General features: G+C 65.9%; 21 protein-coding genes and 1 pseudogene. 12 read left to right on the top strand and 10 right to left on the bottom strand.

Features of this window, described 5'->3' with window-relative positions; genetic code table 11:
- Positions 1-279: 279 nt before the first annotated feature.
- A complete protein-coding gene (locus tag AC1DHX_RS01470; protein ID WP_476859567.1) occupies positions 280-741 on the top strand; it encodes a hypothetical protein in 462 nt (153 codons plus the stop codon).
- Positions 742-782: 41 nt separating this feature from the next.
- On the opposite strand, the gene AC1DHX_RS01475 is transcribed toward AC1DHX_RS01470, so the two are convergent.
- Positions 783-1,583, bottom strand: a complete 801-nt coding sequence (locus AC1DHX_RS01475) for a glycoside hydrolase family 25 domain-containing protein (protein WP_476856060.1) — start codon at positions 1,581-1,583, stop codon at positions 783-785.
- Positions 1,584-1,730: 147 nt separating this feature from the next.
- Here AC1DHX_RS01475 and AC1DHX_RS01480 point away from each other — a divergent pair, with 147 nt between their 5' ends.
- Positions 1,731-2,606, top strand: a complete 876-nt coding sequence (locus AC1DHX_RS01480; protein WP_223914778.1) for a PhzF family phenazine biosynthesis protein — start codon at positions 1,731-1,733, stop codon at positions 2,604-2,606.
- Here AC1DHX_RS01480 and AC1DHX_RS01485 read toward each other — a convergent pair whose 3' ends face one another.
- The 5 genes from AC1DHX_RS01485 to AC1DHX_RS01505 form a co-directional block, all read right to left on the bottom strand.
- Positions 2,607-4,220: a glycoside hydrolase family 32 protein gene (locus AC1DHX_RS01485; RefSeq protein ID WP_476859568.1), complete on the bottom strand. Its 1,614-nt coding sequence runs from the start codon at positions 4,218-4,220 to the stop codon at positions 2,607-2,609.
- Positions 4,221-4,359: 139 nt separating this feature from the next.
- Positions 4,360-5,958, bottom strand: coding sequence for a glycoside hydrolase family 68 protein (locus AC1DHX_RS01490; RefSeq protein ID WP_476859569.1), 1,599 nt, complete (start codon positions 5,956-5,958; stop codon positions 4,360-4,362).
- 520 nt (positions 5,959-6,478) lie between these two features.
- Positions 6,479-6,727, bottom strand: a complete 249-nt coding sequence (locus AC1DHX_RS01495) for a CDGSH iron-sulfur domain-containing protein (protein ID WP_476849986.1) — start codon at positions 6,725-6,727, stop codon at positions 6,479-6,481.
- A gap of 30 nt (positions 6,728-6,757) precedes the next feature.
- Positions 6,758-7,822, bottom strand: a complete 1,065-nt coding sequence (locus AC1DHX_RS01500) for an iron-containing redox enzyme family protein (protein WP_476859570.1) — start codon at positions 7,820-7,822, stop codon at positions 6,758-6,760.
- A 744-nt stretch (positions 7,823-8,566) separates the two neighbouring features.
- Complete coding sequence (locus tag AC1DHX_RS01505) at positions 8,567-8,824, bottom strand: hypothetical protein (RefSeq protein WP_230010808.1); 258 nt, start codon at positions 8,822-8,824, stop codon at positions 8,567-8,569.
- A 274-nt stretch (positions 8,825-9,098) separates the two neighbouring features.
- On the opposite strand from AC1DHX_RS01505, the gene AC1DHX_RS01510 reads away from it, so the two are divergent.
- On the top strand, positions 9,099-9,812 hold the full coding sequence (locus AC1DHX_RS01510) for a TetR/AcrR family transcriptional regulator C-terminal domain-containing protein (protein WP_476849988.1): 714 nt from the start codon (positions 9,099-9,101) through the stop codon (positions 9,810-9,812).
- Positions 9,813-9,833: 21 nt separating this feature from the next.
- Here the strand turns inward: AC1DHX_RS01510 and AC1DHX_RS01515 are convergent, their stop codons facing one another.
- A complete protein-coding gene (locus AC1DHX_RS01515; RefSeq protein WP_476859571.1) occupies positions 9,834-10,310 on the bottom strand; it encodes a DUF4188 domain-containing protein in 477 nt (158 codons plus the stop codon).
- Between the two features lie 71 nt (positions 10,311-10,381).
- Between AC1DHX_RS01515 and AC1DHX_RS01520 the strand changes: the two genes are divergently transcribed.
- Complete coding sequence (locus tag AC1DHX_RS01520) at positions 10,382-11,062, top strand: MerR family transcriptional regulator (protein ID WP_476859572.1); 681 nt, start codon at positions 10,382-10,384, stop codon at positions 11,060-11,062.
- Here AC1DHX_RS01520 and AC1DHX_RS01525 read toward each other — a convergent pair.
- The 3 genes and pseudogenes from AC1DHX_RS01525 to AC1DHX_RS01535 all read right to left on the bottom strand — a co-directional run.
- Positions 10,999-11,481: pseudogene (locus AC1DHX_RS01525) on the bottom strand (N-acetyltransferase family protein); the annotation flags it as partial. The gene AC1DHX_RS01520 and the pseudogene AC1DHX_RS01525 sit on opposite strands and share 64 nt — an antisense overlap.
- A gap of 32 nt (positions 11,482-11,513) precedes the next feature.
- The gene (locus tag AC1DHX_RS01530) at positions 11,514-11,864 is read right to left on the bottom strand and encodes an ArsR/SmtB family transcription factor (RefSeq protein WP_459383543.1); all 351 of its coding nucleotides are present in this window, start codon (positions 11,862-11,864) and stop codon (positions 11,514-11,516) included.
- 7 nt (positions 11,865-11,871) lie between these two features.
- Positions 11,872-12,723, bottom strand: coding sequence for an aquaporin (locus AC1DHX_RS01535; protein ID WP_476859573.1), 852 nt, complete (start codon positions 12,721-12,723; stop codon positions 11,872-11,874).
- A gap of 45 nt (positions 12,724-12,768) precedes the next feature.
- Here AC1DHX_RS01535 and AC1DHX_RS01540 point away from each other — a divergent pair, with 45 nt between their 5' ends.
- From AC1DHX_RS01540 to AC1DHX_RS01575, 8 genes are all read left to right on the top strand, one after another.
- A complete protein-coding gene (locus tag AC1DHX_RS01540; RefSeq protein ID WP_476856054.1) occupies positions 12,769-13,443 on the top strand; it encodes an arsenate reductase/protein-tyrosine-phosphatase family protein in 675 nt (224 codons plus the stop codon).
- A gap of 163 nt (positions 13,444-13,606) precedes the next feature.
- On the top strand, positions 13,607-14,029 hold the full coding sequence (locus AC1DHX_RS01545) for an arsenate reductase ArsC (protein WP_476849994.1): 423 nt from the start codon (positions 13,607-13,609) through the stop codon (positions 14,027-14,029).
- A 195-nt stretch (positions 14,030-14,224) separates the two neighbouring features.
- Entirely contained in the window at positions 14,225-15,655 is a 1,431-nt protein-coding gene (locus tag AC1DHX_RS01550) for an FAD-dependent oxidoreductase (protein WP_476859574.1), read from the top strand.
- Complete coding sequence (locus AC1DHX_RS01555) at positions 15,652-16,074, top strand: arsenate-mycothiol transferase ArsC (protein WP_476856052.1); 423 nt, start codon at positions 15,652-15,654, stop codon at positions 16,072-16,074. The genes AC1DHX_RS01550 and AC1DHX_RS01555 overlap by 4 nt, the downstream gene beginning before the upstream one ends.
- Before the next feature lie 28 nt (positions 16,075-16,102).
- On the top strand, positions 16,103-16,645 hold the full coding sequence (locus AC1DHX_RS01560) for a DinB family protein (protein ID WP_476856228.1): 543 nt from the start codon (positions 16,103-16,105) through the stop codon (positions 16,643-16,645).
- A 69-nt stretch (positions 16,646-16,714) separates the two neighbouring features.
- A complete protein-coding gene (locus tag AC1DHX_RS01565) occupies positions 16,715-17,092 on the top strand; it encodes an ArsR/SmtB family transcription factor (protein WP_476856051.1) in 378 nt (125 codons plus the stop codon).
- Complete coding sequence (locus tag AC1DHX_RS01570; RefSeq protein ID WP_476859575.1) at positions 17,089-18,165, top strand: cation diffusion facilitator family transporter; 1,077 nt, start codon at positions 17,089-17,091, stop codon at positions 18,163-18,165. The genes AC1DHX_RS01565 and AC1DHX_RS01570 overlap by 4 nt, the downstream gene beginning before the upstream one ends.
- A 114-nt stretch (positions 18,166-18,279) precedes the next feature.
- Positions 18,280-19,194, top strand: a complete 915-nt coding sequence (locus AC1DHX_RS01575; RefSeq protein ID WP_476859576.1) for an alpha/beta fold hydrolase — start codon at positions 18,280-18,282, stop codon at positions 19,192-19,194.
- Positions 19,195-19,334: the final 140 nt, after the last annotated feature.

Genomic DNA, 19,334 nt, shown 5'->3' on the forward strand with positions numbered 1-19,334 from the left:
GCGCCGCGGCGGCCCAGGGAGGCTTTTAACATCCGCCCTGGACCGCCCGCCCCGGCTTCAACACCAGTCGCGGAGGACCCGTCCCGCCGTGGCACAACCATTAATACCCGCGTTCCGCAGGTCCCAAAAGGGCCTTTGGGCCCGTGCCGGCCGGCAGCGCACTACCGCCCATTTCACCCCCGGCGGATGAGGTCCGCACGCGCGTCCGGGCAGACGATGGATATGCCCTTCGATGCCCCACTGCTCGGGGGCGATCCCAGCTGGGAGAGGAGCCTCCAAATGTCAAGACCGCACGCAATCACCGTGGGATCCATCGCGCTTGCGACCGCCGTCGTACTGGTCACCGGATGCAGCCCCACGAGTCCGCCGGCTGCCACCCCAAGCCCCACCGCGGCCATCTCGAGCCCGCCCGCGAGCGTGTCGGAAATCTGCGCTGCTGCCGATGCCCATGCCGCGGCCCTGGCGAATTTCAAGGCCACGCTCAAGCCGGACGCCACCATCGAGCAGGTGCGCGCGGCCCAAGACCAAGTCTCCAAGACCTATGAAGAGCTGGCCAAGGCAAGCGAGAACCTCGCCCAGCAACGGGCGGAGGCGGTTATGGCCGCCGAAGCCAAGTTCAATGCCGCAGTCGCCGCGGTGCCTGACAATGCCACGTTAACTCAAGCAGCTGATTCCCTCCGGGACGAAGCCTCCAACGTCGAGGCCGCGATCCGCGACCTCCGGACTGAGGTCAAGTGTTAGCGGTCTGACATGTCTTGTCCCAATCGGTGCCCGTTGGGCCCTCAGATACAGGAATGGTCGTAGTCGAATCCTCCCGACACGTACTGGGCAATGGTGACTTTCCCGCCGGCCGTCAGTGGCGCCTCGGAGCATTTGCGTTTTGCCACGGCGAGTGACTTCGCCCCGGCCAGCCAGCTGGGCAGCGTGTAAAGGTTGCTCGAGGACGGCACCGTTCCCACAATTTGGGTCCACTGCGTCTTGGCGGAGTAAAGGCCCGTTCGGGCTCCGACACTCGCGAAGTAGGCCGCCATCCCCTCCAGATCGGCACGGTTCGCCGCCGGGCGGGTTGACCAGCTGTTGCCGGTCTCGACATCGAGCCACCACGTGTAGGCCGCCGCGTTGCTTATCCCCCGGATGTTGGCATCGTCGTAGGCCTTGGCATAGCCGTACATGTAGGAGCAGGCTTCCTCGACTGAACCCTCGGTGCACTGTCCGTAGGGGTTGGCGACGGTGGTTCCTCCGTAGTTGTTGCTGGTAGGCCACCAGGATCCTGAAGTACCGGGGTTGGCGGTGTTCACGTAGAGCGCGACCAGGGGCTGGCCAGTCCCGCCGGTGGACGTCCCGGCCCAGGACAGCTGCGTCGCCAGACACGGGTTGGTGGTGTTGGCCAGCCCATTGTTCACGCCGACGACGGCGAACGTCTGGCCCCGGGGCAGCGTTTTGCCGCATTGGGGCCACGACACATCGTTGCCCGGGCCCGCAGCCCCGGCTGCGTGGGCCGGCGTTCCGGCCAGCATCAGCGCGAAGCTTGCGGCGGCCGCAAGGATCACCCGGCAACGCGAGGAAAAGGGTGCAAGGGACATGGTGGGCCTTCCCGTCGATGCTGCTGAGCAGTTAGCACAGCATGGCCGCCGCAGGTTTGCCCGGTCAAGGCTTTCGGTAGTGAGTTCATGGGCCGGTCCGCCGGCGGCTCCCACAGACGCGGTGGCCCGGCATGGGAGGATCGGTGTATGGAAACCACCCCGGAGGTCCTGCGCTATGCGGCCTTTTCCACGACGCCCAACGGCGGAAATCCTGCAGGCCTGGTGCTGGATGCCCGTGATCTGGATGATGCCGGGATGCTGGCGGTGGCGGCCGCCGTCGGGTACGCAGAGACGGCTTTCGTGACGGAGCCGGGCATCGACGGCGACCCGCGCCGGAGCCGGGTTCGGTACTTCTCGCCGATCGCCGAGGTGCCATTCTGCGGGCATGCGACGATTGCGCTGGCCGTTGCGCTGAGCGCACGCGACGGGGCGGGCGCCTTCACCTTCGAGACCCCCGTCGGCCCCGTCCGCATAGAAACGGCGGGAGATGGTGCCGAGATCACGGCATCCTTCACGGGCGTTGAACCACAGCTGGCCGCCTTCGACGACGACGTCCTGGCTGAACTTCTTGGATTGCTCGGTTTCGGTCTGGACGATCTCGATCCGGCCTATCCGCCGCGGATCGCGTATTCGGGGAACTGGCATCCGGTGCTGGTCGTCGCGGACCGCTATCTTTTCGACTCCTTTTCCTTCGATCCGGAGGCCGTGCGCCGGCTGATGGACGCACAGGGCTGGGCCGCGACGGTGACCGTCCTGCACCCGATTGCAGATGGCGAATTCGAAGCCCGGAACCTGTTCCCGGTGGGTGCCATCACGGAGGACCCCGCAACCGGGGCGGCCGCGGCGGCCGTTGGCGCCTACCTGCGCATCCTGGGCCTGGTCGATCCCCCGTCGAGAGTCCTCATCCACCAGGGACGGCACGTCGGCCGTCCGGGCCTGCTCACCGTGGACATTCCCGCTGCCGGCGGAATAGTGGTCAGCGGCAGGGCCGTCCGGATCCCCGCCGCTGCGGGCAACAGCTGATCACTGGGTGGAGGCTAAGCGCCGGTAGCTGAAGGACTTCAGCGTCAGCGTGCCCCCTGCCGTGACGGCTTTGACCCCCGGCGTCCCCGCAGCGGGGAAAACGAGTGACGTCATGGTCTTTTCCCCGCCGTTGATGAAAACCTCCACCGAGCAATAGTCGACGAAAATCGTTAGCTCCACCGTCCCGTTCCGCGCTGGGCTGGCTGCGCGCCGCGATGCCCGATAGTCGGGGCTGAGTTCTGCCTTGCCGGTGGCGGCAACATCGGACTCCCGGGAGATGAATGCTGACTCGGTGGCGAAGTCGTATCCGACGGTGGCAAACGTGCCCCCGCCGCTTTCGAGTTCGATCCTGGCAACGGAACCGTCGTCCTGCGCTGTCCGCTCTAGAGTTACATCGAGCCGGTACGCCCCGCCTTCCGGGACCGGCAGTTGTCCTGCGCCATCCGGTGTCAGTCGACGTTCCCCGGTGGTTGCCGCCGGGCCTTCAAGGGACTTCATGGCAGTCGTGGGGCTCGACACCAGCGTTGGCTTTCCGGCGATTGTTTGCAGCCGTATGTCCCTCACTATGGAGTCGGCGCCGCCGTGCCAGTCCTGAGTGGGCAGCTGCCGGGCGTACTGCCAGTTGTTCATCCACCCGATGGCGTGCCGCGAGGACATCCGCTGGCTTTCGGTGAGCCTGGGATCATCCCACGTCACGGCGGCGTAGAAGTCGGAGCCGGCGTCGAGCCACTGGTGCGGCCCGTCAGACGGGGTGAATCGGGTTCCGTCCCATTCGCCAGTCCAGTAGGCAACGCCCGTGGTGAAGCCCTCTTCGCTCCCGTTGGCGCTGGCGGCCAGGACCCAGGTCCGTTTGGATGGATCACCGTCGAGATCCAACTGGAAGAGGTCCGGGCACTCTAGGACGCCCAGACCTTTGCGTTCGATGCCTGAGGCGTAGTTCCAGTCCAACAGGTTCGACGACGTATACATGCCGATCTTGTCACCTTCGGCCAGGGCCATCACCCATTGGCCGTGGGCCGCATCCCGAATGATTTTGGGATCCCGCCAGTCCGGTTCGCCCGGGTTTTCCATGACCGGGTTCTGCGCATAGGCGGTGAAGGAGTATCCGTGGTCAGTGGAATAGAACAGGGACTGCCGCTGGATTCCCTGGTCCTGCTGCGTCATGACCGCGATGACAGCCCCCTTGCCAAAGCCGGCCGAATTGTCCTGGTCCACCACGGCGCTTCCGGTTTCGATGTCGCCCAGCCCGTTTTTGTACTTGGTGATCGCCACTCCCTCCTCCTTCCAGTGCACAAGGTCCGTGCTGGTCAGGTGGTACCACTCGGTGCCGTTCTCCTTCGGGTACCCGGCGTTGTAGAGGTAGTAGTAGTGCCACACGCCGTCGAGCAGGATGGGACGCTGCGGATCATTCATCCAGTTCTTCCCGGGCGTTATGTGATAGCTCGGCCGGAACTCGGATGCCCCCTCGGGCCGGTCGAAAGCTGGCTGCGCCTGCCCGGCGTGGCTCTGGGAACCCGGGCTGGATCCCGGCGAAGGGACCAGCGCCACCGCGATCAGAACGGCCGCGGCGGCGGCCACGGCGGCCACCATCCAGATCGTCCAATGGTTTTTCATGATTTAACATTCCTGGTCTTGGTGGAAGCCATCCCGCCCATCTATGGCCCGTCGGTCTAGGCCCTGTCGGTCCAGGGCCTGCGGGGGGACGGAAGCACCCGGAAATCCGGGCGCTTCCGTCCCATGACTGCCTACTGCACTACTTGTACAGCCCGGCACCGCCGACGTTGAGGTTCGTGGGCAGGTACCCGAACGGGCCTAGGCCGTTCTGGCCGAAGCTGCGGTCAACGGCCGAAACTCCGTTGCGGAAGTTGATCTTCACGGTGGGCGAGAGGGACCCGCCGCGGACGCCGTCCACGTTGTCGATAAAGGACTGCACCAGCCCGCCCGGCTGCACGTAGTGCGAGTAGGCCTGGAACTGGCGGCCGTTCTGGCGGGGATCCGGCCCTTCGGGCGCATTGGCTGGCATATTCAGGTCCGTGGGGGATGCCAGCGTCAGGCCGCTGTTGTTCATGGGCTGGTAGTCGGAACGGACGCCGTCGCCCACAAAGCCGTAAACTCCGTCGGGGCCCCGCATTCCATCCGCATAGGTGAACTGGTGGCTGATGGTGAACAGGTAGTACTTGTTCTTGCCGCCCTCGCTCTGGATGAAGATCTGCGGACGCTCGGTCTGGTCGTTGACGCAGTTGGCGGACAGGATCGGCGGCAGGAAGTGCCATTTGGTCAGGTCTTTGTTGTCCGCCACGGCCAGGCCCACGTTGGCCGTCTGGAACCATGCACCGGTGGTGGCGTTGACGGTGTTCGCGGATTCGGCGCGGGGGTCCCCGGGCTGGTAGCCCAGGTCCTGCTCCGTGCACTTGTAGTCGCCCCGCTGGCCGCCGGCGTTGCCTTCGAAGACCATGAAGGTCTTGCCCGGGTGCGCCGGGTCTACGAACGTGTAGGGGTCCCGGAAGGCGAACCCTGGGTTCTGGGCCTTGTTCTGGTACATGACGCCGTCCGGCTCAAGGAGTTTGGTGTGCTCGAAGCCGTCGAAGCTCACGCCGTTCTTGTCAGCGTGGATGTTGCCCAGTGCCTTGGCGATCACGGCATCCGGGGCGATTCCGCCGCCGCCGGCGTTGCGCTCGGCAACGTCGTAGAACGTCGTTGCGGTGTAGAAGACGTTGACGTGGTTCCCCTGCATGAGGCGGGTGGAACCGGACCATTCGGTGTTGCCGACGGAGGTGTTGTCCAGGAACAGGTGTCCGCCGTAGTTCCACTTGTCCTTGGCCGGATCGGCGTTGGTCTTGCGGAAGAAATAGCCGATCCGGGCGTTCCAGTGCCGCTGGTCGAAGCCGTAGCCGGCGTGGCGGTCGGCAACGAGTGAGAAGATCACGTCCCAGCCCTTGTAGCTGATCTGGTTTGCGTTCTCGTCGGTCAGGGACCACGTGTCCCAAACCCAGACGTCGTCGTTCATGGCCGGGAAGTCCTGGGGAATTTCCGGCATGGTGACGTTCGGGCTCATGGAGTTCTGGCCCGGGGTTACGCTTGTGCTGCTTTGGGCCATGATCTGCTTGGCATCGGCACGCGTCCATTTGGAGGTGAAGGCCGCGGCTGGATCGAACGCCTGCTGGGTGTGCTTCGTGGGCAGGGGGAAGCCGGGTGTCGGAGCCGGCATCTGCCCGCCGCTCGGCGGATCCGAGGGCATGTTTGCCTGGGCTGACGGAACGGCAAGGAAGACGGAGGCCGCCACGGCCGCCGCCAGTGCAGCGGCGACAGAACGCCACCGCAGCTTCCGGTGTGTATTGGGGTGCTCGTGCATTTTTGCTCTTCTCGCGGAGTTGAGACCATTCGTGGAAGACGGGCATATGCCCTCATTCCCCGAAACTCCGGCAGCCCCGATGACACCGCAGGCGTCATCGAGGACGCCATCGTGTCGAGGGGACGGGACCTCGGTAGGGCCCCGTCGGTGGCCCGGGAGGGTGCTGACCTCCTGGACGTTCATCACCGTAGACAGTGCCGGCGAGGATTCAAAACCACATTTCAGACACCAAAACGGCTCATACCCCGGTCGATGTAAGCGCTTACACAAACTCTCCGCGCGCGTGCCACGACTCAAAGAGTGAGTCAAATATTTCCTAAAAAATATGCTTTCTTTTTCAAGTCGCCCGCTGTTTACCTGTTCGTTGCCCCGCAGCCGTCCTTCACCCAGCCCACACTGCGGAGCACGACGCCGGCGCCTTGAGTGAGGCGCCGGGTGTCCAAAGCGTTCGTACTCCGGTCACCGGAGGCCACGAATCCGGCGATAAGTGCCACAGATCCCCAACCATTCCCGGGGTGCCTCACGTCGCTTCTCTCGTCCCCGGGGTGGCAGGGAATTCGGTTCGGAACCCGATCAATTTGTGGGTGCCGTCGCAGTAGGGTTTGATCGCGGACGCGCCGCAGCGGCACAGGGCGACTGTTTTGCGCGACCGCGGCACTGCTCCCCCGGACGGGGTGACGATCTCAAACTCGCCGCGGACCAGGATCGGTCCATCGGGACAAATAACAATGGCGGCGTCGTTGGACGATTCCTGCGGGTTCTGGTTCATAGATGCTCCCTGACTGGGTTCGTGCCCGGGTCAGACCCCGGCGGGGACAGGCGGCTTCAGCGACGACGTGCCGCTCTCCCACGCCCCCATGATGTGCGCGGTGAGTCGGGCGTCGATGGCGAGCACCGCCGTCGCGCCGAACAGGACGTCCGGAAGGAGATCCGGTTCTGCCTCCACGAGCCCTCCGGCGAGATCCCGGCCCGCGATCTGTTCGTGGACGGCGTCCGCTTCGACGTGCTCGTCGAAGTACGCGGTCACATCGGCCCCGAATCCGAGACGCCGGAAACCGTTGCCGTACAGCTGATTCGGCCGGGAGGAGGTCATCTCATAGATCGCCAGATGCCCTGCGATGGCTCCCCGCAGTCTGCGGTTCAGGCCGAAAAGGGACATCATGTTGACGGCGGCGAGAGAGATGGCCGGGACGGCATCCACATAGCCGCCGTAGACATCGTTCAGCCCCAGCCCTCGCATGGTCCGGGCGAAAAGTGCGCTGTGCATGCGGTCCGGGCGGCCTCCGCCGTACTCGTCAGCCTGTATCTCCACCAGCGCAGCCTTGGCCCGCCCGGTCAGCCTCGGGATCGCCCAGGTGTGCGGATCGGCTTCCTTGAGCTGATAGATCGATTTGTGGACCAGGAATTCACGGAGCTGCCCGAGGGTGGCCAGCTTCGCCACATGGCGGGACATGCCCGGTCCACCGTCCTGGCCCGCGAGCCCGAACAGAATGTCCGCCACCGCGTCGCTGTCCAGGCCGGCGGCAGGAGCAGGCTGGACTGATCCGGCGGACGAGCGGGCCACGGACCGCAGCTCCAGCTCGAACGGTCCCTCCAGCAGCTGCCGGAGTGCGATCAGCCCGGGGTTCCATTCCCAGCGGTCGTCCACCCCATCCAAGCCGCCGTAGTGCAGCTCGTAGAGGCAGAACAGGGTCAATTGCACATCGCCGTCGTCGATGATGTCATCGGCGAGTGCCAGCTGCCCGTTGATGAGCTCGGTGAGATCGCGCAGCGTGCCCTGGGCTGCGGAATCATCTCCGGTCCCGTCGGCCAGAAGCCGGAAAAGGCCACGGCTTATGGGTCCGCGCGCGTCAGGGATCTTCATGTTTTCTCCTACGTGGGCCTCAGCGGTTTTGGCTGCGGCCGGTGAAAGTGCGTCGAAGTGAGCCCGCCCCGGGGTTACGGCCGGAGGGGCCCCAAGGGTGCAGCCCCTTAGCTGTTGCCGGTGTAGACGAGGCTGTCCGGGTCGACTTCGTTCGCCGGGGCATCCGCGAGTCCCTGCGGGGACAGATCCATGTCCATCAGCGCGGGTCGTTGATTGTGGGCCGCGGAGGCTCCGGTGGTGGCAGTGCTGTGGTTGAAAACGGTGTGCCCCTAATACTTTGTTGGATACAGACCCCGGAGGGTGCTGACTGTCACGGGCGGGGTATTTCCATCTGGAACCCGCACCGGCACCGGAGAACACGCGTCCGGAGATAGTCGCCCAGAACATCCGGGCTCCCGGCGTGTGTGGAAACCGCCCGGTGGGCACTTCGCCGCTCGGGGTCCACTGCGGACATCGGCTCCTGGCAGTGGCGGTAGGCGTCCTCCCGGTGCATGGCACCGCCGCTGTTCCCGTTCCGCGCCGGGATGATTGCGAGAAACGCCGCAGTCGTAGCTACCACGTGCGAGCTGCCGCAGTTGGTGCAGCTGATGGCGGCCGCGAGGGTTTCCTGCTGCGGATTCAAGGTGGCGACAGAGTCCAGGAGCAGGTGCCGGTCGGTCTCACATGTCGCACACCAAGGCCGCCGCCCTCGGGGCTGGTGGGTATCCCGGGGCAAGTACGTGCTTGACGTGATTGTCATCCGGGTCAGACCAGGCCCGGGTAGCTGGCCAGGATGTAGTCCGCCGCGGCTGGTCCTTTCATGCGGAGGCCGTTGCGCTTGGGATGGATCTGCTTTTCTTTCATGGCCGCCCAGAAGGCATCTTCGGGGCGGGGCGCGGTCTGGCTCAGGAAGCACCAGCTGGTGTAGAGCCCGTAGAGGCAGTCCCGGCCCAGTGCGTGGTCGGATGCAGGGTCCCGGGTGGTGGCTTCCTGCAGGAATTGGTCGTATTGGGAAGTTGCCATGAGTGGCTCGTTTCTTCGCGGTGCATTGTGTGCCGCCGTGTGGCTACAGCAGCTGAGCGTCAAGGCCATGCACGGGGCGATGAAGCAAGATCCCGCACTGCTGCGTCACCGCAGATCCGGGAATAAAGCGCTACTGGGCTGGCGGTCCACATCCTGCGGAAACCAGCCAGTGCAACTTCTCTACGATGTAGACTGTAGGCGTAGACTACACATTAAGCAACCGGCTTTTCATCCCGGAACTGTAACCACTCTGTACCGACCCGAACGGAAAACCATGTCGCCCGAAGAGCACCCGGCGCCCCCTGCGGCTCCCGGCAAGAAGGCTCGCCTCAGCCGGGAGATTGTCCTGTCGACGGCACTGGCACTGGTGGACGCCGAGGGACTCGACGCCCTCACCATGCGCAGGCTCGGACAGGAACTCGGGCGGGATCCCATGAGCCTGTACCGCTACGCCGCCAACCGCGCAGCCCTGCTGGACGGCGTCTCAGAACTCGTGCTGAACGAACTGGCCATCATTCCCGATGATCCCGACTGGCAGTCGCAGCTCCGGCGCATTGCCCACGACCTGCGGCTCCTGGCGCTCCGGCACCCCAACGTCGTGCCCCTCCTCGTGACCCGCCCCCTGTCAACGCCCCTGGGCCTGCGGCCGCTGGGAACATTGCGTCCGCTGGAGCAGATCCTGTCCCTGCTGATCGACGCCGGATTCGCCCCCGTTGACGCATTGCACGTCTACCGCGCCTACTACGGATACCTCTACGGGCACATCCTCAACGAACTGCAGGAATTCGTCGTCGACCCCGAGGAAAATGAGGCCCTTCTCCGGCTGGGGCTGCACCGCCTGCCACCGAAGGAATTCCCCCGCCTCCGCGCCCTCGCCCCGGTCCTCGCCGACTACGACGGGATGGCCGAACTGGATGAGGGAATCACCATCCTGCTCTCGGGGCTCGCGGCCCGCTGCCGGATGCCGGATTCCCCGACCAAACCATGATCCGGAAAGGCACCGGTCATCTCAGCCCGGGTTGGACAGCCGGTCCTTCGCCTGCTGGCTTCCGGGCCCCACGGGCAGAAGCTCTGTGGCCTGCGCGAGACCCTCGGTAGGCATAGAGACATACATGCTCTCGGCCCTGCTTGCCTGGAAGGTCTCATGCCAGATGCCGACAGCTTTTGGGGCCTTCCTTGCCTGGCGGTTGAAGGCAGCCCACGCGGGCCTGTGCTCGGATTGGGGCGCACTTGCGTAGGCATACAGCTTGTCCACCGAGTCCCAGTACTGCACAATGACCGGCCCGCCGGCTCCGAGGGCAAACCGGCAACCAAGGAGGCCGGACCCCGGCTCCCGGAAGAGTTCGGTCAGCATCCGGGGCATCGCAAGGAACACCGGCAGCCAGAGATCCGGACGCCAGGGACTGTTGATGCGCATGCCGATGAGGAAGACCACCAAATCACCGGAATGGCGGTGAGTGAAACGTCCAGCATTGATGCGTGCCATACTTTTCTCCTAACTGGATACCACTACTCCCCAATATTGGCGAGTGCGACTATCCAAGTCAAGGAGAATCTTTGCGCATCTCACAGCTGGCCGCCGCTACTGAGATTCCGGTGGCCACCATCAAGTACTACCTTCGGGAGAAATTGCTTCACGAGGGCGTGCTGACGTCCGCGACGCAGGCCCGCTACGACGACTCGCATGTTCGGCGGCTGAAGCTCATCCGGGCACTCATTGGGACCGCCGGGCTCAGCATCAGCGCCACCCGCCAGGTGCTGCTTGGCCTGGAGAGCCCGCCGGAGTCAGGCCACGATCTGCTCGGAATTGCGCACCACGCGGTCACCCGGACCGCACCGGACGACGTCGACCTTTCCTCGGCACAGCGGCTCCTGGACCGCTGGGGATGGGGCGCGGAGACATGCGACCGCGATACGCAGGCCGCCCTGGTGGAGGCCCTGCGCGGGCTCTCAGATGCCGGGTTCGATGCGCCGGCTGCGCTCTTGGACCGCTACGCCGCGGCAATGCGGGACATCGCCGCGGCCGACCTCGAAAGTGTCCCCACCGATTCGGCCGAGGCCGCAATGAGGCACGTGGTTCTTGGGACACTGCTGATGGAACCGGTACTCCTGGCCATGCGCCGGCTTGCCCAGCAAAGCGCATCCTTCCAGCGGTTCGGCGGGGCGGGGTCCTCGACGACCGGGGAGCGCCGCTCGATCAGCACCGTGTCCCGCCATTGCCCTTCGCTGGGGCCGTAGCTCATGCGGGCAATGCGGTTCCGCCGGCCGACGACGGCAAATCCGTTCGCGAGGTGGAGCTTCAGGCTTGCTTCGTTTTCGGGGAAGACACTGGCCTGGATCGTCCAGATCCCGCATCGTTCGGTCGATGCGGCCAAGGCCTGAAGCAGCGCGGCCCCGACTCCCTTGCCGCGGGCTTCCGCGGCGACGTAGACGGAGTGTTCGACCACGCCGGCATAAACGGGCCGCGCTGACACCGCGGAGACAGCCGCCCAGCCAAGGATCCCGCCCTCGGGAGCCTCGGCGACGAGGCGGTGCGCGGGAAGCCGGGAACTGGTGAAGCGTTCCCAGTCCGGCACTTCCGCCTCAAAGGTGGCGTGGCCGGTGGCGATTCCTTCGCGGTAGATTCCCCGGACGGCCGCCCAGTCGTCCTCGCGCATGGAGCGGATCGTCACCGCGGACTGTTGCGCGGTCACAGCGTCGCCAGGAGCCCGGCCGTCTGCTCGAGCGCGCCGGGCACCAGGGAGTAGTAGGCCCACGTGCCGCGCTTTTCACGGTGCAGCAGCCCGGCCTCGACCAGGACCTTCAGGTGGTGGGAGACCGTGGGCTGGCCCAGGTCCAGCGGCTCGGTGAGGTCGCAGACGCATGCCTCCCCTGACTCGCCAGCCTTGACGATGGAGAGCAGCCGGAGCCGGTTCGGGTCGGCCAGCGCCTTGAAAACCAGGGCCCTCTGCTGGGCTTCCTCGGCACCCAGGGCAGGGGGCCCTGCCGGGGTGCAGCAGGATTCATCCGTGGCCGGCTCGAGTACAGGCAACAACTTCATGTACCCATTATGCCCTGATATTGACAATCATCAATGTATGGGCGCGGGAGCTCGGGTCGGTCGACCCGGCGCAGATCCGCTTTGGGTGGGGGCGGCATTGTTCGGCCGCCGGCCAAGGCTCGGAGCGGGCGGTTTCGGCACTGTGCGCCAGGACGACGCCGTCCGCGATGCGGGCCGCGGCCGGGAACAGGATGAGGAGAAGGCCAATTCCTATTGCTGCGCCGATCAGCTGCGCCAGAACGTAGCCTGGAACTGAGGCCGGTGCGATGCCGGCGAAGGTGTCGCTGAAGATGCGGCCCACCGTCACTGCCGGATTCGCGAACGAGGTCGAGGACGTGAACCAGTACGCGGCTCCGATGTAGGCGCCCACCGCCGGCGCGGCAAGGACGCCGCGGGAGGTGGCAGCCAAGGCGAAGATCAGCAGGACCAGTCCCGCAGTGGCGACAACTTCACCCAGGAGATGCCCCGGTGTTGCGCGCTCCTTGGACGAGATGGAGGTGCCCACCTCAAACATGGCGTTCGCGACCATACTGCCGCTGACCGCACCCACGGTCTGGGCAACCACATAGGTGCCCAGCTCCGGCAGGGTCAGGCCGGTACCGGCGCGGCGGCCCAGGATCCAGTCGGCGAGGGAGACCACGGGGTTGAAATGCGCGCCGCTCACAGGCCCGAGCACCAGGATCAGCACCGTCAGGCCCAGCACTGTGGCGGTGCTGTTCTGCAGCAGCTGCAGGCCAACGTCACTGGGTGAGAGCTGCTGCGCGGCGATCCCGGAGCCGACGACGATGGCCACGAGCAGGCTGGTACCGAGCAGTTCGGCGATGGCGCGGCGCCACAGCGGCGGCTGGTTGGAAATCATGGCAACAGCTTGACCGAAAGAATTAGCTCAGTCAAAATTGAACCAATGAATATTGAGGCAGCAGAGGGCTTTCGGGCGCGGGCAGCCAGGCACGCAGCCCTCGGCGATCCTGCGCGGCTGCGCATCGTTGATCTGCTGACCCTCGGGGACTTCTCCCCGACGGAGCTGCAGGCGGAGCTGGGGATGCCGTCGAATCTGCTGTCCCACCATTTGCGCACGCTGGAAGATGCCGGACTGGCAACCCGCCACCGCTCCGAAGCCGACAGGCGCCGCAGCTATATCCGGCTTGCTGCCGGCGCCCTGCAGGGCCTGGTGCCGGGGGCCGAACACGGGGCGCGCCGCGTCCTGTTTGTCTGCACACGAAACAGCGCCAGGTCCCAACTGGCCGTTGCTCTCTGGCAGCAGGTCAGTGAAATTCCCTCGACGTCGGCGGGAACGCATCCCGCAGACCGCATCGCCCAAGGCGCTATCGACGTCGCCCGCCGTCATGGCCTGGACCTCCCAGAGCTTCCTCCGCGCAGGCTGGAGCAGGTGGCAGACGAGGGCGACTTCATCGTGACCGTCTGCGACAAGGCCCACGAGGAACTGCCCGGATTGGCTGGAATCCACTGGTCGGTGCCGGACCCGCTGCGCCCGGGCACCAAAGAAGCTTTCGACATGGCGTTCAACGACATCACCCGCCGCATCAATGACCTTGCACCCCGCGTAACCGCCGCCTAGGTCCGTCGCAGAAATCCGCCGAAAACAAATATTGACATTCATCAATCTATAGCCCGATACTCTCTATATCGATCATCATCAATGTTCGGTTGAGAGTTTCAAACCGGGCGCAAGACTCCAGACTGTATCGCCCACTCACCTCATTGATTCCAGGAGAAACCCCGTGAGCACAGAAACCGCCAAGAAGCCCTCCGTCCTCTTCGTCTGCGTCCACAACGCCGGCCGCTCCCAGATGGCCGCCGCCTTCCTCACCACCCTCGGGGAGGGCCGGATCGAGGTCCGCTCCGCCGGATCCCAGCCCGCGGACAAGGTCAACCCGGCAGCCGTGGAGGCCATGGCGGAGCTCGGCATCGACATGTCCGCCGAAATCCCGAAGATCCTCACCACGGAGGCCGTGAAGGAATCCGACGTCGTGATCACGATGGGCTGCGGCGACGAATGCCCCTACTTCCCCGGCAAGCGCTACGAGGACTGGGTCCTGGAGGATCCGGCAGGCCAGGGCGTGGAAGCCGTACGCCCGATCCGCGACGAGATCAAGACCCGCATCGAGGACCTGATCGAGTCCCTGACCCCTGCCGCCAAGTAAGGGCCAGCACCACACGTCTGACAGAGGACGGAGAGGGGGTGAGCTGAATGAACACCGGATGCTGCAGCGACGGATGCTGCGACGACGAGGATCAGGACTGCTGCTAACCCAACACCGGCGCCTGCCGGCCCAACCCCGGCCGGCAGGGCCAACCGAAAACAACCGCAACACCACAACGGATGAAAGAGGACACCCATGGATTTGACGAAGAACCTTCCCGTTGCCGTGATCGGCGCCGGCCCCGTGGGACTGGCCGCCGCGGCCCACCTGATCGAACGCGGACTCGAACCGCTGATCTTCGAAGCCGGCCCCTCCGCCGGCGCCGCGATCGAGCAGTGGCGCCACATCCGGCTGTTCTCACCGTGGCGGTTCAACATCGATGCCGCCGCCGTTCGCCTGCTCGAAGCCGCTGGCTGGGAGGCGCCCCGGCCCACCGCGCTGCCCTACGGCGGGGAACTCATCGATCGGTACCTGGCCCCGCTGGCCGCGCTCCCGGCCATCAGCTCCCGGCTGCAGACCGGCGCCAGAGTCATCGCCGTCACCCGCACAGGCATGGACAAGACCCACACCCGTAACAGCGAGATCACACCGTTCGTCGTCCGCGTCCAGCACCAGGACGGGGGAACCCGCGACCACACCGTGGCCGGGGTCATTGACGCCTCGGGCACCTGGTCCACCCGCAACCCGCTGGGGACCTCCGGGCTTACCGCCATCGGCGAGGACTCCGCCGCGGACCGGATCTCCTCGCCGCTCCCTGACGTGACGGGCCGTGACCGTGGCGCTTTCGCCGGACGCCGTGTCCTGGTCGTCGGCGCCGGCCACTCCGCCGCCAACACCCTGATCAGCCTCGCGGACCTGGCCAAGGACGAACCGGGCACCCGGATCCTCTGGGCGGTCCGCGGCGCGTCCGCCGAGAAAGTCTACGGCGGCGGCGACGCTGACGGGCTGCCCGCCCGCGGCCAGCTCGGTGCCCGCCTGCGCCGCCTCGTCGAGGCCGGGACCATCGAACTGCACAGCGGTTTCGGCATTGCTTCCCTCAAAGCCCTGGATTCCGGCGTGACCGTGGAATCCGTTGACGGACGCACCCTCGAGGCCGACGTCGTCGTCCCCTGCACCGGCTTCCGCCCGGACCTGGACATCCTGCGCGAACTCCGCCTGAACCTCGACCCGGCCGTCGAAGCACCCGTGGAGCTCGGCCCGCTCATCGATCCGGAGTTCCACTCCTGCGGCACTGTTGCACCGCACGGCGCCAGGCTCCTGGCCCACCCGGACAAGGACTTCTACATCGTCGGCATGAAGTCCTACGGCCGTGCGCCAACATTCCTGCTCGCCACCGGCTACGAACAGGTCCGCTCCGTCGCCGCGGCCCTGGCCGGCGACCGCGAGGCCGCGGACACCGTCCAGCTCGAACTCCCCGGAACCGGCGTCTGCTCCTCCGACGCCGGCACCAGCTGCGACGTTCCGGCGGCCGCCGCCACCGCATCAGAGTCCTCGTGCTGCGCCGCTCCCGAGCCGGTGCTCGTCGGCTTCCCCACCGGACTGTCCCACGGACGCTCCGGCGAAGACCGACCGGCCGCATCACTGCTCCACCAACCCAGCTCAGAGAAGGAAGAATCAAACGCATGACCGAGACCACGAAAACGCCCACCGTCCTGTTCGTTTGCAGCAAGAACGGCGGAAAGTCCCAGCTCGCCGCAGGTTTGATGAACCATCTGGCCGATGGGAGCGTCACGGTGCACTCCGCCGGGACCAAGCCCGGTCAGTCGCTGAACCCCCAGGCCGTGGAGTCTCTGAATGAACTCGGCATCGGCATCACCGGCGAATACCCCAAGCCCGTCACCGACGAGGTCCTGGACGCGGCCGACGTCGTCATCGTCTTGGGCAACCAGGCTAAGGTCGAGCCCCGCGAAGGCCAGCGGCTCGAGTTCTGGGATACGGACGAGCCCTCCGAACGCGGCATCGAAGGCATGGAGCGCATGCGCCTGGTCCGGGACGACATCATGGCCCGGGTCCGGAAACTGCATGCGGAGCTGGCTGGAAACTGACCGGGCCCGCGACACCGGAGTGCACATCGTGGACCCGACGAAGGAAGAGATCCTGGCCGGGTACAGCCGCGCCCGCCGCCACCTCGACGCCCTGCTGCAGGACGCGGCGCCCAAGGACCTCGGCCGCAAAAGTACGGGCACCCGCTGGACCAACGAGGAACTGCTCTTCCACATGGTCTTCGGCTACATGGTGGTCCGCGCCTTGCTTCCGCTGGTCCACGTCGTCAGCCGGCTCCCCCGCCCGGCGGGCCGGGCATTCGCTGCTGTCCTCAACGCGGGCACCGGTCCTTTTGATGTGGTGAACTACTGGGGCTCCCGGGCCGCCGCCCTCGTCTACAACAGGCGCAGGATGAGCCGGAAACTGGATAAAACCATCGCCGCGCTCTCCCGCCGGCTCGAACATGAGAACCCGCAGTCCCTCGCCAGGTCGATGCCGTTCCCCGACAGGTGGGACCCCTTCTTCACGCCGCTGATGACGCTCAACGATGTTTACGCCTACCCCACGCTTCATTTCGACTTCCACGCCAAGCAGTTGAGCCTTCGGCATCCGGACGCGCCGGAATCGTCCTGATGGCCACTAACGGTATCCCGTTGATTCGATCGTCTTGAGTGGAGCGGGGTTATATGTAAGTATCTGCGTATGAATGCAGATAATGAGGCTTGCGCGCTCACCGCGGACAGCCAGTACGTCGAGCTGGCCGTGGAGGTGTTTGCCATGCTGGCCGACGCCACCCGGGTCAGGCTCATCCTGGCCCTGCGCCACGGTGAACTGCCCGTCAACGTGCTGGCCGAAAAGGCCGGGAAATCGGCGGCTGCGGTCTCCCAGCATCTGGCCAAGATGCGGCTGGCGCGCATGGTCGCCACCCGCCAGGAAGGCACCAAGGTCTACTACCGCCTGCAGGACGGGCACGCCTGGCAGCTCGTGGCCGACGCCATCCACCAGGCCGAACACACCCTCGGCACGGCCCCGCATCACAGCACAGCCCCGCACAGCCCCACAAGGGAGGCCGGCGCATGAACCGGCCCCCGCACCCCGGCCACGATGTCCACCCGCACGCGCACGGACATGCCCACGACGACGGCCATCACCACGACCACGGCCCGCACGGCCATGTCCACGCGGCCGGTTTCAAGGGGTGGCTGCAGGAGCTCTTCGTGCCCCACTCCCATGACTCGGCCGACTCGATCGACTCCGTCCTGGAGACAAGTTCCCAGGGCATTCGCGCCGTCAAGGTCTCCCTGCTCGGACTGGGGGCCACGTCGCTGTTCCAGCTGGTCATCGTCCTCATCAGTGGCTCCGTGGCGTTGCTGGCGGACACGGTCCACAATTTTTCCGATGCCCTGACCGCCGTTCCGCTGTGGATCGCCTTTCTGCTCGGACGCCGCCGCGCGACCCGGACGTACACCTACGGTTTCGGCCGCGCCGAGGACCTCGCAGGGCTGTTCATTGTGGCGATGATCGCGCTCTCCGCCGTGGTGGCCGCCGTCGAATCCATCCGGCGCTTCTTCGAACCCCAACCCGTCCAGAACCTGGGCTGGGTGCTCGCCGCCGGCCTCGTGGGCTTTGCCGGCAACGAACTGGTCGCGATCTACAGGATCCGCGTGGGACGGCGGATCGGGTCCGCCGCGCTCGTCGCCGATGGCATTCATGCCCGCACCGACGGCTTCACCTCGCTGGCCGTCGTCGCCGGAGTCATCGGCATATGGCTCGGATTTCCGCTTGCAGATCCGATCGTGGGCCTGCTCATCTCCGCAGCCATCGCCGTGCTCCTCTGGGGAACCATTCGCGACATCGGGCGCAGGCTCATGGACGGCGTGGACCCGAACCTTACGGAACGCCTGGCGGCGGTTGTCACTGCCCACGCCCCCGCGGGCGCAACATCCCGGCTGCGCTGGTCCGGCCACCGGCTTCACGTCGAGGTCTCCATCCCCCTGACCACGATCACCGACCTGGGCGAACTTGCCACAATCCACGACGAAATCGAGCACGCCACCCGCCACGCACTCCCGAACGTGGGATCCGTGACAACGGTCCCCACGTTCGGCCAGGCCGCGACGGCCGGACCACCGCCTCCCCCGAGCCACGGATAACGGCGGCCTCGGAGGCCCTGATCCGCACCGGCCTCCACCGCCTCGAGCCTCGCGTCCGGTCCTGCACCCCCGCCGCTCCGAATCACCTTCAAAGACCACGAACAGAAGGTGACCATGGGTGTTCAGCAGGAAACCGCAAGTACGGGGGCTGCCACGCTGCGGCGGCGCACCCTTGCCACGGAGCTGGGCCCCTGCACGGTGCATGTCCAGGAAGGCACCGGGGGCCCGCACGCCGTATCCGGGACGGCGGATGTCTACCTCCACGGCGCCGCGGGCTCCTGGACGTCCTTCCGGGAGCTTCTTCACCCGGCAGTGGCACATGACCGGGTGCTGATAGACCTGCCGGGCTGGGGCGAGTCCACGCAGGACGCCCGGATGGCGAATTTGAGCATCGAAGCGATGGCACGCGCCGTCACCGGTACTTTGACCTCGCTCGGCTACCGGCGGTGGAACCTGGTGGGCCACTCCATGGGAGGCTTCCTGGCATTGCACATCGCCGCGGCGTGGCCCGGGCGGACCGCCAGCGTGACCGCGATTTCGGCGACCACGTTCGGCGTGTCCGAAGCGGCCGGCAAGCCACTGCGCAGCCTGTTCCGGTTCCCGATGTTTCTGGGCATGCTGCTGGCCATGCGCGCCGCGGCAGCCCTCGGCCCGGCAGGGCCCGCGCTGGTCCGTGCAATCGGGTCTACCGCCGTGATGCGGCCGCTGTTGTCCCCGTTTTTCGCAGAACCCGCATCCATCTCCGCGGGGGTGCTTAGAGGGCTTGGCGAGGACGCCCGGCCGGCATGTTTCTCCGCGGCAGCCCGGGCCGCGGCGCACTACGATTTTGGCCAGTGGCGGGGCATTCTGTGTCCGGTGCTGGCGATCCGCGGGGACAGCGATGTGTTCACACCACCCTCTGACCTGCTCCGACTGGCCGAGATAATCCCACGCGTCCAGACGGTGACACTCCCGCATTGCGGCCACTTCGCGAACATCGAACGGCCCGAGCATGTGCAACGGCTGCTCGATGACCTGCTGTATCCGTGACCTGTACGGCAGCGGCTGGCAGCGTCCGTGAGTCAGCGGACGCCGGGTGAATCGACTCTTGACCGCCGATACTCACCGATATATCGTTAATTATCGCCGAACAATCGGCGACCATCATTGATTTCAACTGATTGGGAAGG

This window comes from Arthrobacter sp. 05N33_2, from assembly GCF_056397425.1.